Here is a 20,651-nt window from a genome sequence, read left to right as displayed (position 1 = left end):
GCTTATACAGGTTTTTCCGTGGTCCATACCGGATCATGGGTTTCAGCGCCGCGGCGCACGCGCGAGGCGGCCGGGCGGTACGGCGTCGCAGAGCCCGGCCAGAGCGGTGCCGTGGCCATGAGCGGCCGGCGGGGACGAGCAGCGGTACCCATCCCCGCCTGGGCAGGGCGCACCCCGACACGGAGTACAAAGGAGTGCCCGCCCGTAGTACCCAGCGTCCGCAGATCCGAAAGTCCGGAGAGCACGTCGATGCCCTACCCCCATGTCCTGCTGTCCGCCGCCGTCTCGCTCGACGGGTACCTGGACGACACCGGCCCCGAGCGGCTGCTGCTCTCCAGCCCCGCCGACTTCGACCGGGTGGACGAGGTGCGGGCCTCGGTGGACGCGATCCTCGTCGGCGCCGGGACCATCCGCGCCGACAACCCCCGGCTCCTGGTCAACTCGCCCGAGCGGCGCGCCGCGCGGGTGGCCGAGGGGCGGGCGGAGTACCCGCTGAAGGTGACCGTCTCCGGGTCCGGCGATCTCGACCCGGCCGCCAACTTCTGGCACACCGGCGGCGAGAAGCTCCTCTACACCACCGACGCGGGGGCGAAGCGGGCCACGGCCCTCCTCGGGGACACCGCCGACGTGGTCCCGCTCGGCGCCGGCCTCGACTGGCGGGCGCTGCTCACGCACCTGCACGACGTGCGCGGGGTGCGCCGGCTGATGGTGGAGGGCGGCGGCACCGTGCACACCCAGCTCCTCCGGCAGGGCCTCGCCGACGAACTCCAGCTCGTCCTCGCCCCGCTCTTCGTCGGTGACCCGGCCGCCCCCCGCCTCTTCGGCCCCGGCGCCTACCAGGGCGGCCGGCTGCGGCTGACCGACACCCGCCGCATCGAGGACGTGGTCCTCATGCGGTACGAGCCCACCGCCCCCGGCACCGGCCCGCTGGAGACCGCCGCCGACCGGCACTGGCTGCGTACCGCCTGTGAGCTGGCCGCGCTCTGCCCGCCCTCGGACACGGCCTTCAGCGTGGGCGCGGTGATCGTCGCGGCGGACGGCACCGAGCTGGCGCGCGGCCACTCCCGCGAGGGCGGCGACCCGGTGGTCCACGCCGAGGAGGCCGCGCTCGCCAAGCTGGACCGGGACGACCCGCGCCTGCCCGGCGCCACCGTCTACAGCAGCCTGGAGCCCTGCGCCCACCGAGCCTCCCGGCCCGTCCCGTGCGCCGGGCTCATCCTCGAAGCGGGGGTGCGCCGCGTGGTCACCGCCTGGCGCGAGCCGGACACCTTCGTCGCCGCGGCCGACGGCGCGGGCGTGCTGGCGGCCGGGGGCGTGGAGGTGGTCACGGTGCCCGGGTACGCCGCTCTCGCGCAGCGACCGAACGCTCACCTTCCGCACTGAGGCCCACGTCACGGCGGCGTGTGTGCGCCGGACCCCGCGGATGACGTATGCTTGAGACACAACGACGCGGGGTGGAGCAGCTCGGTAGCTCGCTGGGCTCATAACCCAGAGGTCGCAGGTTCAAATCCTGTCCCCGCTACTGAAGACTCAGGGCCGGAATCCAGTAAATGGATTCCGGCCCTGAGTGTTTTCCGGGGCTGCTGGTGTTTTTGAGTCACCAGCAAAACTCCTGTGACTCCTGAAGCGCAGTCAACTCGCCCTGTTCGTGGCGTTCCTGACCGTTTCACCCCCCGCCAGAACGTCAAACGATCAAGCTGAACGGGCTTGGAATCCAGTGTGCGTGTCTATTAACGTTCGATAACGCAGCGCGGTCGTTACCGCCGTCAGCAGAGACGGCGCCGTGCGCACACGCCGAATCCCGCGAGGGAACCGGGGACCCACCACTTTGGGGTGAATCGCGCCCGATCCGCTGTGCACCGCCCTCGGAGCACGCCGGGTTTACGCGCGTAGGAGACCTTCCTGCTCCGAACCCGTCAGCTAACCCGGTAGGCGGAGGAGGGAAAGGAGTGCGCCCGCGTGGCGTCCAACCGGCCTGCCCCACAAGCCCCGTTCGCGCCAAACGCGAGTGAGCCCTTTGCCTACGGCGCCCCCCGTGCCGAGGACGGCGCGTGGGAGGAGTGGAACCCCACCGAGGAGTCCCTGCCCGCGGTACGCGGCCGCCACCGGGTGGCCAAGCAGCGCGGCGGCGGACTCGCCCGCAGCTCCACCGTGCTCGGCGTCGGTGTCATCGCGGCCGTCGGCGCGGGTGGCATGGCGAGCGCCAACACCGGCAAGCCGCCCGTGTCCCTCGCGCTGCCCGACCTGCCCTCGGTGGACTCCCTGATCGACGGGCACCACCACACGGAGACGCCCGCCGCCTCCCTCGCCGGCGTCGCCACCGCCACGGCCACCGCCGCCAGTGACGACTCCACCGCCGACGCGGGCGAGGCGCTGCGCAGCCGGATCATGGCCCAGGCCGAGCGGCAGCAGAGCAAGGCCGACAGCCGGGCCACCGCGGCCGCCGTCGCCAAGGCCGACCAGCAGGCCGCCGAGGCCGCCGCCAAGGCCGCGAAGGAAGCCTCCGTGAAGGCCGCCGCGGCAAAGGAGAAGGCGGAGGCCGACGCCGAGAAGAAGGCCGAGGCGGCCCGGCTCGCCGCGCTGGCCAAGCAGTACACGCTGCCGACCTCCTCGTACACGATCACCTCGACCTTCGGGCAGGCCGGCTCGATGTGGTCCTCCGGGTACCACACCGGTCTGGACTTCGCCGCGCCCACCGGCACGCTGATCAAGGCGATCCACAGCGGCACGATCACCGAGGCCGGCTGGGCCGGGGCGTACGGCTACCGCACGATCCTCACCCTGGACGACGGCACCGAGCTGTGGTTCTGCCACCAGTCCTCGATCAGCGTCAGCGCCGGGCAGAAGGTGTCCACCGGCGAGGTCATCGGCCGCGTCGGCGCCACCGGCAACGTCACCGGGCCGCACCTCCACCTGGAGGTCCACCCCGGCGGACAGCCCACCGGAATCGACCCCGGCGCGTGGCTGCGGGGCAAGGGGCTCACTCCCTGAGGACTCCCGCCGGGGCTTGACCGGGTCCTTGCCCCGGAATCGGAATGGACGGGTCCGAGTGATCGTTGAGAAGAGACATGACTGCTTCTCTGCGCAAGCTCGGCTCCTCCTCCCTCGAGGTCTTCCCGCTCGCCCTCGGCGGCAACGTCTTCGGCTGGACCGCCGACCGGGACACGTCCTTCGCCGTCCTCGACGCGTATCGCGCGGCGGGCGGCAACTTCATCGACACCGCGGACTCCTACTCGGCCTGGGTCGAGGGCAACCAGGGCGGCGAGTCCGAGACGATCATCGGTGAGTGGGCGCGGGCCCGCGGGGTCCGCGACGAGGTCGTCATCGCCACGAAGGTCAGTCAGCATCCCGAGTACAAGGGGCTGAAGGCCGCCAACATCAAGGCGGCCGCTGACGCTTCCCTGCGGCGTCTCGGTACCGATCACATCGATCTCTACTACACCCACTTCGATCAGCCCGAGGTGCCCGTCGAGGAGATCATCGGGGCGCTGGACGAGCTGGTGCGGGCGGGGAAGGTGCGGTACATCGGCGCCTCCAACATCAGCGCGGAGCGGCTGAAGGAGTCGCTGGAGTTCTCCGAGCGGGCGGGGCTGGCCCGGTACGTCGCGCTCCAGCCGCACTACAACCTCGTCTCGCGGGACACCTACGAGGGGCCGCTGCAGGACGTGGCCGCCCGTGAGGGGCTTTCGGCCGTGCCGTACTTCGCGCTTGCCTCCGGGTTCCTGACGGGCAAGTACCGGCCCGGGGCGACGGTGGAGAGCGCGCGGGCGAGTTCCGCCGCCAAGTACCTGGACTCCGAGCGGGGGCAGAGGGTGCTGGCCGCGCTGGACGAGGTGGCCTCGGCGCACGGCACCGCCGTGGCCACGGTCGCGCTGGCCTGGCTCGCCGCGCAGCCGACCGTGGCAGCCCCCATCGCCTCCGCCCGTACGGTGGACCAGCTTCCGGCGCTGGTGGAGGTGGCCGAGCTGCGGTTGACGGCGGCGGAGCTGGAGTTGCTGACGGAGGCTTCCGCCTGAGGGTGGCTGCGCCGTCTTACGGGTGCGGGGTGCGCGGTTGGAAGGCTGGTTCGTCGTGGCTGGTCGCGCAGTTCCCCGCGCCCCTTGGGTGGGCACTCGCCCCCGGTACGCCTATGTGCGGTACGGGTTGTAGCCCGCGTACGGCGGTGCCGGGTGGCCGTAGCGCTGCCAGTAGGTGACGGGGGACGGGGGCGGGGCCGTCACCCGGGCCGCGTACTCCAGGGCCGGGCGGGAGGAGGCCCGGTGCTGCCACAGGGTGACCAGGAGTGCGTGCTCTCGTGTGGCGAAGTCGGGGCCGACACGGCCCGCGCGGGCCCGGTGGCGGAGCAGGGCCAGCTCTGTGGCGGTGGTCTCGTAGTGGACCACCGCCCGGGCGGCCGGGCGGCCGCCGAGGAAGCGGCGGGCGTGGTCGCGGGCCAGGCGGCGGGCGCGCAGGGAGCCGAGCGCGAAGGGTTCGGCGGGGGCCAGCCAGCCGGCGTAGACGTAGACGGGGAGTTCCTCGCGGGCCACGCGGAGTTCGCGTTGCCGGGAGCGGATCAGCAGCCAGGCGAGCAGACCGAACGCCGGGGCCATGAAGCCGCCGTAGACGACGAGGAAACCGAACTGGCCGAAGGCGGCCGAGCCGTTCCACAGGGCGTGCATGCCCATGGCGAGCAGGAGGCCGCCCACCGGGAGGAGCCAGCGCAGCCGACGGCCGCGGGGCAGGGCGGCCAGACCGACACCGATGCCGGTGAACACGGTGAACAGAGGATGCGCGAACGGTGACATCACCCCGCGCACGAAGAACGTCGCGGCGGTCACGGAGACGATGCCCGAGGTGCCGATGGACTGGTCGGTGCCGAAGGCGTTGCCCAGGTACAGGATGTTCTCGGTGAACGCGAACCCCGTCGCGGTCACCCCGGCTATCGCCGCGCCCCCGACCGGCCCGGTGAAGTCCCGTCTGCGGAAGACGAACACCAGCAGGACGGCGGCGGCCTTCGCGGACTCCTCCACCACCGGCGCGATCACCGTCGCGCCGAGCGTGTCCGCGCCGGAGGGGTCGGCGGTCGCGGTGGCGATCCAGTGGGTGGCGAAGCTGTTGGCGACGATGGCGATCAGCGCCGCCGCGCACGCCCCCCACGCGAAGGCGAACAGCAGGTTCCGCCAGGGTCCGGGCCGTACCCGGTCCAGCCAGCGGAACGCGGCTATCAGCCAGGGCACGGGCACCACGGCCAGCCCCAGCCCGACGAGGAACCCCTCCGTGCCGGTCTGCCGCCGCACCAGCGCCAGGATCACCAGCCCGGACAGCGCGAGCAGTCCGGCCAGCGCCCCGTGCCGCACCCACTCCCGCCGCCACCAGACAGGCCGGGGACCGTCGGTGCGGGGCGGGTACGGAGAACTGATGGCCACAGCATCGACCCTAACCGTGACCGGGCCGTCAGGCCTCGGGCTTTACGCCCCGCCGGGTTACGGGGTCGTGTGCGGTACGCGGCGGAAGAGCAGGTCGTTCACCACGTGGCCCTTGTCCAGGCCCTGGCCCTCGAAGCGGGTCAGCGGGCGGAACGCGGGACGCGGGGCGTAGCCGCCCTCGGCGCGGGTGTTCTCGAAGCGGGGGTGCGCGTCGAGCACCTCCAGCATCTGCTCGGCGTACGGCTCCCAGTCCGTCGCGCAGTGCACGGTCGCGCCGGGTGCCAGCCGGGTCGCGGCCAGGGTGAGGAACTCGGGCTGGATCAGCCGCCGCTTGTGGTGCCGCTTCTTCGGCCAGGGGTCGGGGAAGTAGACGCGGAGCCCGTCGAGCGAGTCGGGGGTGAGCATCTCCCGCAGCAGGATGATCGCGTCGCCGTTGCCGACCCGGACGTTGGTCAGGCCGCCCTGCTCGGCGAGGTTCAGCAGATTGCCCTGGCCGGGGGTGTGCACGTCGACGGCGAGGATGTTGGTGTCCGGAGCGGCCGCCGCCATCTGCGCGGTGGCCTCGCCCATGCCGAAGCCGATCTCCAGCACGACGGGGTTGGCGTTGCCGAACAGCTCCGCGAGGTCGATGACCCGCTGCCCGTCGATGTCCAGCCCCCACTGCGGCCACAGCCGGGCCAGCGCGTCGGCCTGCCCGGTGGTGACCCGGCTGCGCCGGGGCTGGAAGCTGCGGATGCGCCGCTCGAAGTGCGATCCGGCGGGATCGGGCCGCGGCCCGTCCGGGAACCGGGGCTCGCCCTTGCTCCGCGAGGTCCGCGCGGACGGCCCGGCCTCGGCGGGCCGGATGGCTTCGGGGGTGTTCACGGAGTCAGACACAGTGCCTTTGATTTTAGGCGCTCCGAGGAGGGGGCCCACGGCGTCGGCGGGGGTGGGGTCGGTCACGGCACTCCCGACGGGTAGTCCCCGGTGAACCGGCACACGCCGGGGCCGGACACGACGCCTGACGTACGGCGTTCAGGCCGCCCGGTGCCTCACAGCGCCCGCAGCATCTCCAGCGTCCGGCGGCTCACCTCCCGGCCGATCGGCAGGGACGCCGTGGCCGCGGGGGACGGGGCGTTGAGGACGTGCACCGCGCGGGCGCCCTCGCGGATGAGGAAGTCGTCCACCAGGGTGCCGTCGCGGGTGACCGCCTGGGCGCGGACGCCGGCCGGGGCGCGGACCAGGTCCCGTTCCTCCACGCCGGGCACCAGGCGGCGGACCGCGTCCAGGAAGGCGGGCTTGGAGAGGGAGCGGTGCAGCTCGCCCGCGCCGTACCGCCAGTGTCTGCGGGCCAGGGCCCAGGTGCCGGGCCAGCCCGCGGTGGCGGCCAGCTCGCGCGGGCGGACGACGCCCCAGCCGTATCCCTCGCGGGCGAGCGCCGGGACGGCGTTGGGGCCGACGTGGACTCCGCCGTCGAGGCCCTTGGTCAGGTGGACGCCGAGGAAGGGGAACGCCGGGTCGGGCACCGGGTAGACCAGGCCGCGCACCAGCTCCGGGCGGGCCAGTTCGTAGTACTCGCCCCGGAACGGCACGATCCGCACCCCCGGCTCGTCCCCGGTGAGGCGGGCCAGCTCGTCGCAGTACAGGCCCGCGCAGTTGACCAGGACGCGGGCGCGGACCACCTGGCCGGCCGAGGTCAGCACCGCCACGCCCCGGTCGGGGCGCCGGTCCACCCGGACGACCCGGGAGCCGTACCGGATCTCGGCGCCGGAGGCGCGGGCCAGCTGCCGGGCGACGGCGGTGAAGTCGCAGACGCCGGTCGTGCCGACGTGGATCGCGGCCAGGCCGCGCACCTCGGGCTCGTACTCGGCGATCTGGGTGGCGCCCAGCTCGCGGACCGGGATGCCGTTCTCCCGGCCGCGCTGCACCAGCGCGTGCAGGCGGGGCAGCTCGGCGCGGTCGGTGGCGACGATCAGCTTGCCGGTGACGGAGTGGTCGATGCCGTACTCCGCGCAGAACTTGATCATCTCGGCGGCGCCGCGCACCGCGTACCGCGCCTTGAGCGAGCCCGGCCGGTAGTAGACGCCGCTGTGCACGACCCCGCTGTTGCGGCCGGTCTGGTGGCGGGCCGGGCCGGGTTCCTTCTCCAGCACGGTGACCCGCGTGCCGGGCGCGGCGCGCGTCAGGGCGTACGCCGTCGACAGCCCGACGATGCCGCCACCGACCACCAGCACATCGCAGTCGTACGCGTCCGCCCGCACCTGCACCACCTCCCGGCCTCGATAGTGCACTGCGCCACTGACAACGCCTTCAAACCGCGCCACAGAAGCCGTGTGCGCTCTAGGCGGGAGCCATCAGCAGCGGGCGGGCCCGTTCGCGGAGTTCCACCACCCGGGGTTCGTCGCCGTAGGGCTCCAGGCGGTGCAGGAGGTCCTTGACGTACTCGGTGGTGCGGGCGGAGGAGATGCGGCCGGCCACCTCGACCGCGCGTACGCCCTGCTCGCAGGCCGCGTCCAGGTTGCCCGACTCCAGTTCGGCCACGGCGGAGACCACCAGGCGCAGCCCGTGCGAGCGGACGAACTCCTCGGTCGGCTGGGACAGCGCCTGCTCGGTGAAGCGGCGCACCTGGCGGGGCGCCTTGAGATCGCGGTAGCACTCGGCGGCGTCGGCGGCGAAGCGGTCGTAGCCGTAGAAGCCGAGCCAGGAGGGGTCGCTGTCGCCCTCGCGGGACCGCTCCAGCCAGCCCTCGGACGACTTCAGGGCGGCCCCGGCCGCGTGCGCGTCTCCCGCGCGCGCGTGGGCCCGCGCCTCGACCAGCCGGAAGAAGCTCATCGTGCGCGCGGTGGCCAGCCCCCGGTTCCGCTCCAGGGCGGCCTGCGCGAGGTCGACGCCCTCGTCGCCGAAGCCCCGGTAGGTCGCCTGGAGGGACATGGAGGCGAGCACGTACCCGCCGAGCGGGACGTCGGCCGCCGCGCGGGCCAGCCGGAGCGCCTGGATGTAGTACCGCTGGGCCGCTTCCTGCTGGCCGGTGTCGAAGGCCATCCACCCCGCGAGCCGGGTCAGTTCGGCGCCCGCGCCGAACAGCGCGCGGCCCACCTCGTCGGAGTAGGAGCCGAGCAGCAGCGGGGCCGCCTCCACCCGGAGGCACTCCGGCACCATCGAGGAACGCCAGTCACCGCCGCCGTACTTCGAGTCCCAGCGCCGGGCGTCCTCGGCGGCCTCCCGGAGCTTCTGCACATCGCTGTGGCCGACTTTGATCGGTGCGGCGGCGCCCCCCTCGGGGTGTGCCTCCCGCTCGACCGAGCTGTCGGCGGGGGTTATCAGCCATCGGGAGGCGGGCGTCGCGTAGGCGCTCACGGCGAACGACCCGGCCAGCGACTGCCAGATCCCGCCCGACCCGGCACGGCGTCCGGCCAGGTCCAGGCGGTACAGGTCGGTCGCCGAGCGCACCGCCTGCCCCACGTCGCGCGGGAAGGCGAGGCCCACCTCGGGCGCGGGGTCGGCGTCGGCGAGGCCGATCTCGTGCAGCGGCACCGGCCGGCCGAGCTTCTGCCCGATCGCGGCGGCGATCAGATGCGGCGCCGCACCCTGCGGCACCATCCCCTTCGACACCCAGCGCGCGACCGAGGTCTTGTCGTACCGGAGCGTCAGACCCCGTTGCGCGCCCAGGTCGTTGACCCGGCGGGCGAGGCCCGCGTTGCTGATTCCCGCGAGGGCGAGAACGGTGCCGAGTTTCTCGTTCGGCCCGCGTTGCTCCCTGGACATGCGCCACCCCTCGACACAGACGGCTGCCCCGCTGGCATAACCACGCGGCATTCGTAAACACAGCGTAGTTCGCCGCATCCCAAGCGTTAAGGGGCATTGTTCCGGATGGCGTGATTGCGGTCCGTACGCGAGTACGGCCCTGTACGCACCGTGCACGGACCGTCGCGGCGTGCCCCCGCGCGTGTGGCCGTGCGCCTGTCCGTGCGCTCTGGTCCGGCCATCGGGGGAGCGGTTCCATGGCTCTGCGTGGGTCGGCCCGCTGTACTTGCGTCCAGTGGGCTGGGGGACGCCGTCGCCTACATCCCCGCGGGCGGCGGACCGGTCCGGGAGGCGACGCCCGCCTCCCGGGCCGTGCGCGCCCGCCGGGCCGCCGCGCGCTCCGCAGGGCCTGTACGGAGCGTGCTCACCTCCCGTGTCCTGTCGCCAAATTGGCCGAAAACAGCCGTCGTTCCGCCGCCCGTATTTCCGTTCCCACCACGGCACTTGAGGGCGCGAAGGGCGTTCCGGGGGAGTGAACCAGGGCGCATTCGCATCGCTCTCCCCGCCCCCTTCGCCCGCCAACCTCCGCAGGCGGGACGCGGGTTCATCCTCTCCGCCGCGCCCCGCCGTGTCCCGGCCGCGCGCCGGGCCCCGCCGTGTTTCCTGGTGATTTCCCTCGATCGAAGGCGGCGCCACCACCCTTCCCCGGCGCGTTCTTCATGGCAGCATGGGGTCCGGTTCGTGCGGTGCACTGGTGGTCCACAGCCTGTGGAGGCGTCGATGCGGTGGTTGGTGGGTTGGAGCAGCACCGCCGCGCGCGCTCTCGGCGCCGAGACCGCGGGAGCCACCGGGTACGACGGCGAGACCCTGCGCCCCGTCGGCTCCCACCTGCTGTGGGGCGACCCCGATCCGCTGTGGGCCGTGGGCGACTGGCGCCCCGACGAGGTGCGCGTGGTGCACGCCGACGCCCAGAACCGCATCGCCGTCCTCGGCATCTGCGGCGCCTCCGACGAGGAGCTGCGGCGCGGCCTGTTCACCGCGCGCGGCGGCGCCCTGCGCCACCTCACCGCCTGGCCGGGCAGCTACACCGCCGTCGTCCAGGCCGGCCGGCGCATCACCGTCTGCGGCGACCTCGCGGGCGCCCGCCCGGTCTTCCACGCCCCCTGGGAGGGCGGCACCGCCTACGCCACCGCGGCCCTCCCGCTCGCCGACCTCACCGAGGCCAACCTCGACTTCGGCCACCTCGCCGCCCTCCTCGCCGCCCCCGAGGTACCGGCCGCCCTGCGCGACACCACCCCCTACGAAGGGGTACGCCGCGTCGCGCCGGGCCACGCGCTGGTGCTGCGCGCCGGAGCGCGCGAGATCGCCGGCTACGAGCCGGTCGCCTCCCTCGCCGTCGCCGCGCCCCCCGCGGACCCCGACCGCGCGGTGGACGCCGTACGCGACGCCCTGGTGGAAGCCGTACGGGTCCGGCTCGCCGCACCCCGGCACGTCCCCGGACTCGATCCCGGCCCGGTGCCCGGCATGGGCCCGGCCGAACGGCGGGCGGCCCGCGGCATGCCGGTGCCCGGTATCGGCGCCGACCTCTCCGGCGGCCCCGCCTCCGGCACCCTGGCCCTGCTCGCCGCCGGGCTCCCCGGCAGACCCGGCACCCTCCTCGGACACGGCACCGGCGCGGGCGAGCGCCTCCTCGCCGTCACCTTCAACGACCTGGCCGTCGGCGGTCGCGAGGCCGAGCTCGAGCGCGCCGGAGCCCTCGCCGCCAACCCCCGCCTGCACCACGTGGTGGTCACCGGCGCCGAGGACACCCTCCCCTACGCCGACCTCGACGGCCCCCTCACCGACGAGCCCGGTCCCTCCCTGGTCACCGCGGCCCGGCACCGCGCCCGGCTCGCGGCGGGCAGCGCCGACCACTTCACCGGCCACGGCGCCCGCCAGGTGCTCGACGCCCACCCGGCCCGGCTGGCCGATCTGCTGCTGGACCGTCAGCGGCGCCATCTGGTCCGCCCGGTCGCCGCCCTCACCCGTGCCGACGGCTCGGTCCTGGTCCCCGCCCGCGTGTACGGCGCCGCCCGGCGGCTCTCCCGTACCCCCTACCGCACCGGTCTGGAGGCGCTGGCCGAGCGGCTGATGCGGCGGCGGTTCGACGAGCCCAAGGGGCCGGTCGGTGCCTCGCTCGCCGCGCTGACCTGGGCGAGACCCGGTCCGGCCGCCCGTTGGCTCACCGGGGAAGCACTGGCCGAAGTATCGGTTCTCCTGCAGACCGGGGCCGACCGGGCGGCCGGCGGGCCCGGACAGAGACCCGGCGAGTTCCGCGCCCGCACCGTCCTCGCCCGGCACGCGGCCGATCTCCGCGTCCTCGAACAGGCCGCCGAGGTCCGCTCGCAGCGGCTGCACGCGCCCTTCCTCGACAACCAGGTCGTGCGCGCCTGCCGCGACCTCCCCGAGGCCCTGCGCGTCAAGCCCGGAGCCCGCGCCGCCGTACTGCGCACGGTGCTGGAAGGCGCCGGGGTCACCGACCTGCCGCCCGGCTGGGGCACCCCGTCCCACGCCTCCTCGGCCGCCGCCGCCCGTACGGGCCTGCGGCTGGCCGCCGACTCCCTGGTCGGCCTCTTCGACACCCCGCTGCTCGCGGACGCCGGGCTGGTCGAGGCCCGCGTGGTCCGCAAGGCGCTCCGGGAGGCCGCCGCCGGGGAACCCCTCCCGCTGGACGGGCTCGCCGACCTCGTCTCCCTGGAACTCTGGCTCGGCCGCCTCCTGGCCCGTCGCGGCACCTGCTGGACCGGCACCCCGGCCCGCGCCCGCGCCGTCCCGGCCGGCATCGCCCCCCAGCGAGGCGCTCTGCGGGCGGGAGCCCGGCCCAGCTAGCCGCAGGGCTAACCGCAGCTGAACCGCGACGTGGCCCAGTCCGCCAGAGCCGCCTGGTCGAAGGCCGTGCCCCTGGGCTCCACCACCAGCCGTACCGTCTTCCGCCCGGTCAGGTCGACGTGGACCGGTACCGCCGGGTCGCCGCCGGAGACCGTGCCGGACCGCCAGAGGCGGGCGCCGTCCGCGTACACGGCGAAGGCGACCTTGCCGAGGCCGAGCGTCATGTCGTCCACCCCGACCACCGCGTCATAGGCGCCGCACTCGCGGTTGAGGTCGATGGTCACCGAGGAGTCGCCGCGCACCGTGACACCGGGGGAGTAGCGCTCGCCACCGATCGACATGCCGTACCGCTGCCACACCCAGCTGCTGTCCCCGAGCCGCACCTCGGGCTCTGTGCCGTCGCCGGTGAGGTCGTAGCTGAGTTCGCTCAGCTCGTAGGACCGGGGCGGGGGCGGCGGAGGGGTCGGTGTCGGAGTGGGCGTCGGCGTGGGCTTCGGCCGCGGTTCCGGGGGCGCGGGGGTGGGGGTGGGCGTCGGGGTCGGCCTGGGGGCCGGCTTCGGGGGCGGGGTCGGCCTGGGCGTCGGCTTCGGAGTGGGCTTCGGCGCGGGCCTGTCCGCCACCGGGACCGCGGGTGCGGGGGCTGGGGGAGCGGGCGGCTTCGGCGCGGGCTCCTTCTTCTTCGCGGGCGGAGGCGGCGCGGGCGGCGGGGTCTGCCGCACCACCGGCGCGGACGGCGACGGCTTGGCGATCTCCTTGGCCGGCCGGCTGTCGTTCACCAGCGCCAGGGCCAGGGCGGCGGCCGCCACCGCGACCACACCGGTGGCGATGCCCGCCTTCACCGGCGCGCCGAGCCCTTCCGAGGCCGCGCCCCCGCCCGCCGCCCCGCCGCCGGTGGACCCGGTCGCGGCAGCGGCGGCACCCGCGGCGCCCACCCCCGCGCCACCGGCGATGACACCGAGCGCCTTGGCGTACCCGGCGGCGCCGAACCAGCCGATGACCGCGATCGGGACGACGGCCGGGATGCCCCCGGCCACTTCCTCGATCTGGGCGGCCGCGAGACGGCACTTGGCGCACTCCTCCAGGTGCTTGCGCAACCCGCGCTCGGCCCGGACGCGCAGCTTCCGACGCGCGTAGCCACCGAGCTGGTCGGCGTAGCGCGCGCACTCCTCGTCGTTGACCAGGGTCGCGCTGACGTGCGCCTGGAGATACGCCTGCTTCAGCCCCTCACGGGCCCGACTGGCCAGCACCCGGGTGCCGTTGGCGTCCAGCCCGAACAGCACGGCCACCTCGCTGGGCGACTCGTCCTCCACCTCGGTGTGCCAGAGCACCGCCTGCCAGCGTTCGGGCAGCGAGCGGAACGCCTGCATGGCCAGCGTCTGTTCGGCCTCGTGCATCGCGCGTACGTCGGCCCCGAGATCGGCGCCGAAGGCACCGAGGGGCCCGGTGTCGTCGGCCACCTCGGCCGCCCTGGAAGCCTGCTGGGCGAACACCGCGAAGTCGTCCACCAGTTGCTCGCGCTTGGCGGACTGCGTCCAGTGCGCGGCGACCCGGCGCACCGAGGTCAGCAGATAGGCGCGCACCGCGTACTCGGGACCCGAACCGCCGCGCACCGCCTGGAGCATGCGGGCGAACACCTCGGCGGTGAGGTCGTCGGCGGTGTGCCCGTCCCGGCAGCAGGTACGCGCGTAGCGTCGCACCGCGTCCGCGTGCCGCCGGTACAGCTCCTCGTAGGCCGAGTCGTCCCCGGCGCGCATCCGCTCGATCAGTTCGCCGTCGGCCGGGGGCGCGTCGGGCGGGGGCGGCAGCGCACTGCCCTCGCGCTGGGCCGGGAGGCTCGTCCGCTCGCCACCGCCGGCGGCCCGGCCGCCCTGGCTCGGTACCTGCGGCGAGGTCAGCCCCCCGGCCTCCGCGTCACCACTACCGTCGGCGCGCGCGCCGTCCCACCCGTCAACGCCCATCGCGTAAAGCCCCCGACACCGGCACAGCCCAATCCTTAACGGGCTCAGCGTGCCACAGCCGTATTCAGCGCCGGTCCACTCGTCCGACCCGTCACTCATCCGAGCGGAAGTTTCACCAACCACCCGCAAAGAGTTCCGAACAAGCGTCCCCGGCGCGGGGGTTCAGCGCGCCGTCACGCGGGCCGGGACCGCAGTCCCTCCAGCAGGATGTCCAGCAGCCGCGCGGAGGCGGCCGCCTGCTGCGCCGCGTCCGGCAGCGAGGGCGCCGCCGTGGCGATCACCAGGAGCACGTCCGACACGGACACGTCGGCCCGCAGCTCCCCGGCCGCCCGGGCCCGCTCCACCAGCCGGCCGACCACGTCCAGCAGCGCCGCCGTACCCGGCTCGCCACCGCCGTCCACCAGCCGCAGCTCACCGGCGCCGGCCTGGGACCGCTGCTGCGGGACCCGCGCCTCGTCGGCCACCGGAGCGCCGCCCTCCTCGGCGACCCCCACCCGCAGCACCTGCGGCGGCAGCAGCCGGCCCGCGCCGGACGCCACCGAGGTGCGCAGGAAGCGGGAGAGCGCCGACCACGGCTCGTCCTCCTGGCCCAGCGCGGTCCGCGCCTGCTCGGTCAGCCGCGCGGTCTCCTCCTCGGCGATCCGCCGCACCAGCACGTCCTTGCTGGGGAACCGCCGGTACACGGTGCCCACACCGACCCGCGCCCGCCGCGCCACGTCCTCCATCGGCGCGCCGTAGCCCAGCTCGCCGAACACCTCACGCGCCGCCCTCAGCACGTGCTCCAGATTGCGCTGCGCGTCCACCCGCAGCGGCGCCGCGCGCCCGCCGCCGGTCCGTCCGGCCGACGCGAGGGGCGCCGCTGACCAGTGCGTGTCCTGAACATGCATGTCTTCCCCCGGTAATGACGTCTCCCCCCGGAGACTCCCCGCCACTGATTTTCCGAAGGCGCGGAAAACTGGCGCCGGTCCTGAGCGGGCCCGCACCCGGCGACCCCCTCGACGACCCTCCCGCACCCCGTCGACACAGCAACATAGTTGAGCGGGAGTCAATTCAGAAGGGGTAGGTTCCGCACAGTGCGCCCCTCGATCGGAGTACGAGCCATTTATGTCCGGATTTCGCACTCCCGCACATCCAGCCGCCGGTCACGCACATGGCCAAGGCTGTGGACAAACAACGGCGCCGGGTGCGTCATGGGATGGTGAAGGAACGCGCGCGCATTCTGGTCGCCGGCGGTGGCCACGTCGGCATGTACACCGCCCTGCGTCTCCAGCGGAAACTGAAACGGCAGCTCAGACGCGGTGACGTCGAGATCACCGTGGTCAGCCCCGACCCCTACATGACGTACCAGCCGTTCCTCCCCGAGGCGGCCGCCGGCTCGATCTCCCCGCGCCATGTCGTCGTCCCCCTGCGCCGGGTGCTGCCCGAGTGCCGCGTGGTCATCGGCGAGGTCACCGCCGTCGACCACGCCGCACGCACCGCCGCCGTCACCACCCTCGCCACCGAGGGGCACGGCCGCGCCGCCGAGCTCTTCGGCTACGACGAACTCGTCCTCGCCCCCGGCTCCGTCTCCCGCGCCCTGCCCGTCCCCGGCCTCGCCGAGCACGCCATCGGCTTCAAGACCGTCGAGGAGGCCATCGGGCTGCGCAACCACGTCATCGAGCAGATGGACATCGCCTCCTCCACCCGCGACCCCGACCTGCGCGACGCCGCCCTCACCTTCGTCTTCGTCGGAGGCGGCTACGCCGGGGTGGAGGCCCTCGGCGAACTCGAGGACATGGCCCGCTACGCCGCCCGGTACTACGCCAACCTCCGGCCCGAGGACATGAAGTGGGTCCTGGTGGAGGCCACCGACCGGGTGCTGCCCGAGGTCGGCCCCGAACTGGGCCGCCACATCGTCACCCAGCTCCGCCGCCGCAACATCCAGGTGCTGCTGAACACCCGCCTCGAATCCTGCGCCGACCGCGTCGCCGTCCTCAGCGACGGCCGCCGCTTCCCCACCCGCACCGTCGTCTGGACCGCCGGCGTCAAACCCCACCCGGTGCTCGCCGCCACCGACCTCCCCCTCGACCCGCGCGGCAGGCTGCGCTGCACCGCCCAGCTCGCCGTCGAGGGCACCGAGCACGCCTGGGCCGCCGGTGACGCCGCCGCCGTACCCGACGTCACCGCCACCGAGTCCGGCGCCACCACCGCGCCCAACGCCCAGCACGCGCTGCGCCAGGCCAGGGTGCTCGGCGACAACATCGTGCACACCCTGCGCGGCGAACCCCCGCGCACCTACACCCACCGGCAGCTCGGCTCCGTCGCCTCCCTCGGCCTGCACAAGGGAGTCGCCCAGGTGTACGGCCGCCGGCTCACCGGCCGTCCCGCCTGGCTTCTGCACCGGGTGTACCACCTCAGCCGCCTGCCCACCTTCAACCGCAAGGCCCGCGTGCTCGCCGAATGGACCCTCGCCGGCCTCTTCAAACGCGAGATCGTCTCCCTCGGCTCCCTCGAACACCCGCGGGCCGAGTTCGAACGCGCGGCCGGTGGACAACCCCCACGGCGGCACCCGGACCCCCCGAAGGGGTCGTCCTGACCGGAGCCGGGAACTCCCCGGCCCGTACGGCCGTCTGACGGATGTCGCCGCGGACGGCCACCTGCCAGACTGCTCCACATCCTCGGACGGGCAACAGCCCGCCCTCTGTACACGCGAGGCTTTCCCCACTGTGAACTTCACGCGCTGGAGCGCCCGGCTCCCCGGAACGCAGCGCCGCGCCGCAGCGCGGACCGAGCAGACGGTCACCCCGGACCGGCGCGGCGAGAGCCCGGTGCCCGCCGCCCGCGCCGGACACCCCGCCTCCGCCGTCGACGCCCTGCCCGCCCGCGAGGTCCTCGACCGCGTTCCGGCCCTCGTCGCCCTGGTCCACGGCCCCGACCACCGCCTCGCCCACGTCAACGCCGCCTACGCCGCCGCCTTCGGCCCCCGCACCCCCGGCACCCCGGCGCGCGACAGCCTCCCCGAACTCGCCGAGCTGGGCCTCCTGCCCCTCCTCGACCAGGTGCTGCGCAGCGGCAGACCCCGCACCCTGAAGTCCCGCCAGGCGGTCGACGGCCGCTCCTACACGTTCACCTGCACCCCGGTCACCGGGCACGGCGAGCGCGACGCCGGCGTCCTCGTCTTCGCCACCGACGTCACCGACCACGCCGAGGCCGCCGAACGCCTGCGCGCCAGCGAGCGCACCCAGCGCCAGACGGCCGTCACCCTCCAGCGCTCCCTGCTCCCGCAGGACCTGGAGGAACCCGACGACCTGCGTGTGGCCGCCACCTACCAGCCCGGCGGCACCGAGGCCGCGGTCGGCGGCGACTGGTACGACGTCATCACCCTCGGCGGCGGCCGCACCGCCCTCGTCATCGGCGACGTCATGGGCCGGGGCGTGCGCGCCGCCGCCGTCATGGGCCAGCTCCGCACCGCCGTCCGCGCCTACGCCCGACTCGACCTCCCCCCGCACGAGGTCCTCCAGCTCCTCGACGGCCTCGCCGTGGAGATCGACGCCAACCAGATCGCCACCTGCGTCTACGCCGTCCACGACCCCAGCGAGGGCCGCCTGGTCTACGCCTCCGCAGGCCACCTGCCCATCCTGGTCCGCGACGAGAACGGCGAGGTCCTGCGCGCCGACGAGCCCACCGGCCCCCCGCTGGGCACCGGCGGCTGGGTCCACTCCTCCGGCTCCGTCCCCCTCGGCCCCGGCGCCACCGCCGTCCTCTACACGGACGGCCTGGTCGAACGGCGCGACCAGGACCTCGACGAGGGCATCGCCGCCCTGGCCCGCGCCCTCTCCGGCGCCACCGGCACCCCCCAGGTCGTCTGCGACCGGCTGGTCCGCTCGGCCGGCGTCACCGCCGACCACTACGACGACGTGGCCGTCCTCGTCCTCCAGCACCCCCACCGCACCGGCCCGGCCGCCGACCTCTTCCGCAACGCGGCCCTGGACCTCCTCGGCGGTGTCGAGGCCGCCCCGCGCGCCCGCGCCTTCGCCTCCGGCGTGCTCACGAGCTGGCGCTTCCCCACCGAGCTGCACGACCTCGGCGTCCTCGCCACCAGCGAACTGGTCGCCAACTCCCTCCAGCACGGCACCCCGCCCATGCGGCTGAGACTGCGCCGTACCGACCGCCGCCTGATCATCGAGGTCACCGACGGCGACGACCATCTCCCGCGCCGCCGCCGGGCCGAGCCGGCCGACGAGTCCGGGCGCGGCATCGACATCGTCGCCACCATCGCCTCGAGCTGGGGCTCCCGCCGCACCCCCGGCGGCGGCAAAGCCGTCTGGTGCGAGTTCCTCCTCCCGAAGCGCTAGCGTCGCGTGAACGCGGAAGGGCCGGCAGCACGCGATGTGCTGCCGGCCCTTCCGCCGCGTACGGACTTCCTATGCGCTGACCGACTCCGCCGGAGCACCGCCCCGCGCCACGACCCGGCTCTTCGCCTGCGCGGCCCACGGGTGGTCCTGCGCCGGCGTGAGACGCCGGCCCAGCCGCACCGCCAGCACGCTGATCGCCACCGAGAACAGCGCGAACGTCACGATGTACGGCGCGTGCAGCGAGGCACCCAGCGGCCCGCCGATGGCCGGCCCGACCGCCAGCGCCAACTGCTTGACCAGCGCGAAGGCGGAGTTGTACTGCCCGGCCATGCCCTCCGGCGCCAGATCGGCGACCAGCGGCGCGACGGTCGGCGACAGCATCGCCTCACCGAGCCCGAACAGCGCGTACGTGGAGACGAACGCGGCCGTGGCCATCTCCTGGCTGCCGTGTCCGAGGCCGGCGTAACCCGCCGCCAGCCAGGCGACGGTCCAGATCAGACCGACCACCGCGATCACCCGCGACCGGCGCCGCCGCTCCACCAGCTTCAGCACGGCGAACTGCGCCACCACGATCATCATCGTGTTGGCCGCGAGCGCGGTGCCCAGCGTGGACGTGGATATCCCTGCGGCCTCGACGCCATAGGCGCTCAGACCGGACTCGAACTGTCCGTAACAGGCGAAGAACAGCACGAAGCCCAGCAGGCAGAGCTGCACCATCGCCCGGTTCTGCAGGAGCTGACGCCAGCCACCCTTCCCCGAGCCGGAGGGCAGGTCGGTGATGCGCGGGGCGCGCGGCATCCGCACCGTCGCCATCAGCACGGCGAGCAGCAGGAAGATCGTGGCCTCGATGGTGAAGAGCACGGTGAAGGAGGAGGCGCGGCTCGTGTCGACCAGGTGGCCGCCTATGAGTCCGCCGACGCCCAGACCGAGGTTCTGGAGGAAGAACTGCATGGCGAACGCCCGCGACCGGGTCGCGGTGGTCGAGCAGTCCACGATCATCGTCGCCAGCGCGGGCTGCATCACCGCCTGCCCGGCACCGAGCATGGCCGCGGTCAGCAGTACGGCCACCGCACTGCCCGCCAGCCCCAGGCCCAGGGCGCCGAGCGCGGACAGGACCAGGGCAGCGAGCAGGACGGGCAACGGACCGCGCCGGACGATCGCCCGCCCGGCGAACGGCAGCGCGATCAGCGCCGCCACGGCGAAGACGGCGAGCACCAGCCCGGCCGTCATGGCCCCCAGTCCTCGCACCTGCGCCACATAGACGTACAGATACGGGACCGTGAAGCCGAGTCCGAACGCGCTGAGCGCGTTGCCCACGTGGATGCGGGGCATCGCCGCCCCCATCGCCCTGGTCACGTTCACCTCTTCCACAAGTTAGGAGTGAAGACTTCAAAGCTAAAGTTCGAAGCTAAAGAGTACATGTCGAAGGACTTCAAAGCAAAGACTCCCCGTGCCATACTCCTTGGCATGGCCGACACCGCCGGCGTCCCGGAGCCGACACTCGAAGAACAGATCGCCGCCTACCAGCGCGAGTTCCAGGACCTCGACCCCCAGGTCGAGGCGATCGTGTCGGCACTGTCCCGGCTGAACCGCCGGATGAACGTGGCGTACGGCCGCCAGACCTCCGAGCTGGGCATCAGCAACGCGGAGTGGGAAGTGCTGAAGGCCCTGGTGCTCTCCGGCGCCCCGTACCGGATGGGCCCCGGCGAGCTGGCCAAGCGGCTCGGGCTCACCCCGGCCGCCATGACCCACCGGATCGACCGCATGGTCACCGAGGGTCTGGTCACCCGCGAGCGCGACGAGTCCAACCGCGTCCGGGTCATCGTCGAGCTGACCACCGAGGGCCGCGAGAAGTGGCTCGAGGCGATGCGCCTGGCGACCGTCTTCGAGGAGGACCTGCTCCAGGACCTCACCTCCGGGGAGCGCTCCGTACTGGGAGAGGTCCTCACCCGGCTCCTCCGTCGCGTGGAGCACGCCCAGCCCGACGCCGAGGGCCGGCTCTCCGACCTGGACTGACGGCCCGACCAGGGCTGCTGGAAAAAATCTTGACAGGGGGGCTTGACCCGGCCCCCGGCGAGTCCGTAGAGTTCTTCGGGTTGCACGGAGCCGTAACGGTTCCCCGCAACACCTCGCCGCCTGGAGCGGCAACCCCAAACCAACCAGTACGACCATCCCCCTGGGATTGCTTTCGGCGCGTCCGAATTCAATTCGAATGGGAACCGGCGGCCCGATTAGGAACTGCCGGGGATGATCCGCTAAGGTTTGAGACGTCGGAACGGCCCAGCGGGCCGGGAAGACAACCCCCTCTGACTGGGAATCAGACGCCGAAAGGATCTGATAGAGTCGGAACCGCCGGAAAGGGA

The 20,651-nt window shown here is 73.7% G+C and carries 14 protein-coding genes, 1 tRNA gene and 1 riboswitch; of the genes, 8 read left to right on the top strand and 7 right to left on the bottom strand.

What is annotated here, in order from left to right; genetic code table 11:
• Positions 1 to 249: 249 nt before the first annotated feature.
• The 4 genes from EV284_RS23805 to EV284_RS23790 all read left to right on the top strand — a co-directional run bounded on the left by EV284_RS23805 (position 250) and on the right by EV284_RS23790 (position 4,016).
• Positions 250 to 1,383, top strand: a complete 1,134-nt coding sequence (locus EV284_RS23805) for a dihydrofolate reductase family protein (RefSeq protein ID WP_130337547.1) — start codon at positions 250 to 252, stop codon at positions 1,381 to 1,383.
• 65 nt (positions 1,384 to 1,448) lie between these two features.
• A tRNA-Met gene (locus tag EV284_RS23800) sits at positions 1,449 to 1,522 on the top strand.
• Between the two features lie 260 nt (positions 1,523 to 1,782).
• Positions 1,783 to 1,950, top strand: a riboswitch (cyclic di-AMP (ydaO/yuaA leader).
• 9 nt (positions 1,951 to 1,959) lie between these two features.
• The gene (locus EV284_RS23795; protein ID WP_130337545.1) at positions 1,960 to 2,991 is read left to right on the top strand and encodes a M23 family metallopeptidase; all 1,032 of its coding nucleotides are present in this window, start codon (positions 1,960 to 1,962) and stop codon (positions 2,989 to 2,991) included.
• A 77-nt stretch (positions 2,992 to 3,068) separates the two neighbouring features.
• Positions 3,069 to 4,016 carry an aldo/keto reductase gene (locus EV284_RS23790; protein ID WP_130337543.1) on the top strand — a complete coding sequence of 316 codons (948 nt, stop codon included), beginning with the start codon at positions 3,069 to 3,071 and terminating at the stop codon, positions 4,014 to 4,016.
• A gap of 111 nt (positions 4,017 to 4,127) precedes the next feature.
• On the opposite strand, the gene EV284_RS23785 is transcribed toward EV284_RS23790, so the two are convergent.
• From EV284_RS23785 to EV284_RS23770, 4 genes are all read right to left on the bottom strand, one after another.
• Entirely contained in the window at positions 4,128 to 5,405 is a 1,278-nt protein-coding gene (locus EV284_RS23785) for a PrsW family intramembrane metalloprotease (RefSeq protein WP_242625805.1), read from the bottom strand.
• A gap of 57 nt (positions 5,406 to 5,462) precedes the next feature.
• Entirely contained in the window at positions 5,463 to 6,269 is an 807-nt protein-coding gene (gene trmB / locus EV284_RS23780) for a tRNA (guanosine(46)-N7)-methyltransferase TrmB (protein ID WP_130338399.1), read from the bottom strand.
• A 167-nt stretch (positions 6,270 to 6,436) separates the two neighbouring features.
• Positions 6,437 to 7,654, bottom strand: coding sequence for an L-2-hydroxyglutarate oxidase (lhgO, locus tag EV284_RS23775; protein ID WP_130338397.1), 1,218 nt, complete (start codon positions 7,652 to 7,654; stop codon positions 6,437 to 6,439).
• A 70-nt stretch (positions 7,655 to 7,724) separates the two neighbouring features.
• On the bottom strand, positions 7,725 to 9,149 hold the full coding sequence (locus EV284_RS23770; protein ID WP_030817171.1) for a hypothetical protein: 1,425 nt from the start codon (positions 9,147 to 9,149) through the stop codon (positions 7,725 to 7,727).
• Positions 9,150 to 9,908: 759 nt separating this feature from the next.
• Between EV284_RS23770 and EV284_RS23765 the strand changes: the two genes are divergently transcribed.
• Complete coding sequence (locus EV284_RS23765) at positions 9,909 to 11,996, top strand: asparagine synthase-related protein (RefSeq protein ID WP_130337541.1); 2,088 nt, start codon at positions 9,909 to 9,911, stop codon at positions 11,994 to 11,996.
• Between the two features lie 8 nt (positions 11,997 to 12,004).
• Here EV284_RS23765 and EV284_RS23760 read toward each other — a convergent pair whose 3' ends face one another.
• Both EV284_RS23760 and EV284_RS23755 read right to left on the bottom strand, forming a co-directional pair.
• Positions 12,005 to 13,954, bottom strand: a complete 1,950-nt coding sequence (locus EV284_RS23760) for a sigma-70 family RNA polymerase sigma factor (RefSeq protein ID WP_130337539.1) — start codon at positions 13,952 to 13,954, stop codon at positions 12,005 to 12,007.
• A 173-nt stretch (positions 13,955 to 14,127) separates the two neighbouring features.
• On the bottom strand, positions 14,128 to 14,841 hold the full coding sequence (locus EV284_RS23755) for a TetR/AcrR family transcriptional regulator (RefSeq protein ID WP_130337537.1): 714 nt from the start codon (positions 14,839 to 14,841) through the stop codon (positions 14,128 to 14,130).
• Positions 14,842 to 15,149: 308 nt separating this feature from the next.
• On the opposite strand from EV284_RS23755, the gene EV284_RS23750 reads away from it, so the two are divergent.
• Entirely contained in the window at positions 15,150 to 16,529 is a 1,380-nt protein-coding gene (locus tag EV284_RS23750) for an NAD(P)/FAD-dependent oxidoreductase (RefSeq protein ID WP_130337535.1), read from the top strand.
• A 130-nt stretch (positions 16,530 to 16,659) separates the two neighbouring features.
• A complete protein-coding gene (locus tag EV284_RS23745; protein WP_130337533.1) occupies positions 16,660 to 18,288 on the top strand; it encodes a SpoIIE family protein phosphatase in 1,629 nt (542 codons plus the stop codon).
• Positions 18,289 to 18,357: 69 nt separating this feature from the next.
• Here the strand turns inward: EV284_RS23745 and EV284_RS23740 are convergent, their stop codons facing one another.
• A complete protein-coding gene (locus tag EV284_RS23740; RefSeq protein ID WP_207229138.1) occupies positions 18,358 to 19,632 on the bottom strand; it encodes an MFS transporter in 1,275 nt (424 codons plus the stop codon).
• A 123-nt stretch (positions 19,633 to 19,755) separates the two neighbouring features.
• Here EV284_RS23740 and EV284_RS23735 point away from each other — a divergent pair, with 123 nt between their 5' ends.
• Entirely contained in the window at positions 19,756 to 20,304 is a 549-nt protein-coding gene (locus tag EV284_RS23735; protein ID WP_030817185.1) for a MarR family transcriptional regulator, read from the top strand.
• Positions 20,305 to 20,651 lie beyond the last annotated feature (347 nt).

The organism is Streptomyces sp. BK022 (assembly GCF_004217355.1).
Classification (GTDB): domain Bacteria; phylum Actinomycetota; class Actinomycetes; order Streptomycetales; family Streptomycetaceae; genus Streptomyces; species Streptomyces griseoluteus.
The sequence above is the reverse complement of the archived record's forward strand: the minus strand, read 5'-3'. Positions and strand labels throughout refer to the sequence as shown.

What these genes read in the sequence shown, in the direction of transcription:
- EV284_RS23755 (WP_130337537.1), bottom strand. Translation starts at nt 14,841, where the DNA reads ATGCATGTTCAGGACACGCACTGGTCAGCGGCGCCCCTCGCGTCGGCC.
- EV284_RS23740 (WP_207229138.1), bottom strand. Translation starts at nt 19,632, where the DNA reads ATGGGGGCGGCGATGCCCCGCATCCACGTGGGCAACGCGCTCAGCGCG.
- EV284_RS23735 (WP_030817185.1), top strand. Translation starts at nt 19,756, where the DNA reads ATGGCCGACACCGCCGGCGTCCCGGAGCCGACACTCGAAGAACAGATC.
- EV284_RS23765 (WP_130337541.1), top strand. Translation starts at nt 9,909, where the DNA reads ATGCGGTGGTTGGTGGGTTGGAGCAGCACCGCCGCGCGCGCTCTCGGC.
- EV284_RS23805 (WP_130337547.1), top strand. Translation starts at nt 250, where the DNA reads ATGCCCTACCCCCATGTCCTGCTGTCCGCCGCCGTCTCGCTCGACGGG.
- EV284_RS23750 (WP_130337535.1), top strand. Translation starts at nt 15,150, where the DNA reads ATGGTGAAGGAACGCGCGCGCATTCTGGTCGCCGGCGGTGGCCACGTC.
- EV284_RS23760 (WP_130337539.1), bottom strand. Translation starts at nt 13,954, where the DNA reads ATGGGCGTTGACGGGTGGGACGGCGCGCGCGCCGACGGTAGTGGTGAC.
- EV284_RS23770 (WP_030817171.1), bottom strand. Translation starts at nt 9,149, where the DNA reads ATGTCCAGGGAGCAACGCGGGCCGAACGAGAAACTCGGCACCGTTCTC.
- EV284_RS23790 (WP_130337543.1), top strand. Translation starts at nt 3,069, where the DNA reads ATGACTGCTTCTCTGCGCAAGCTCGGCTCCTCCTCCCTCGAGGTCTTC.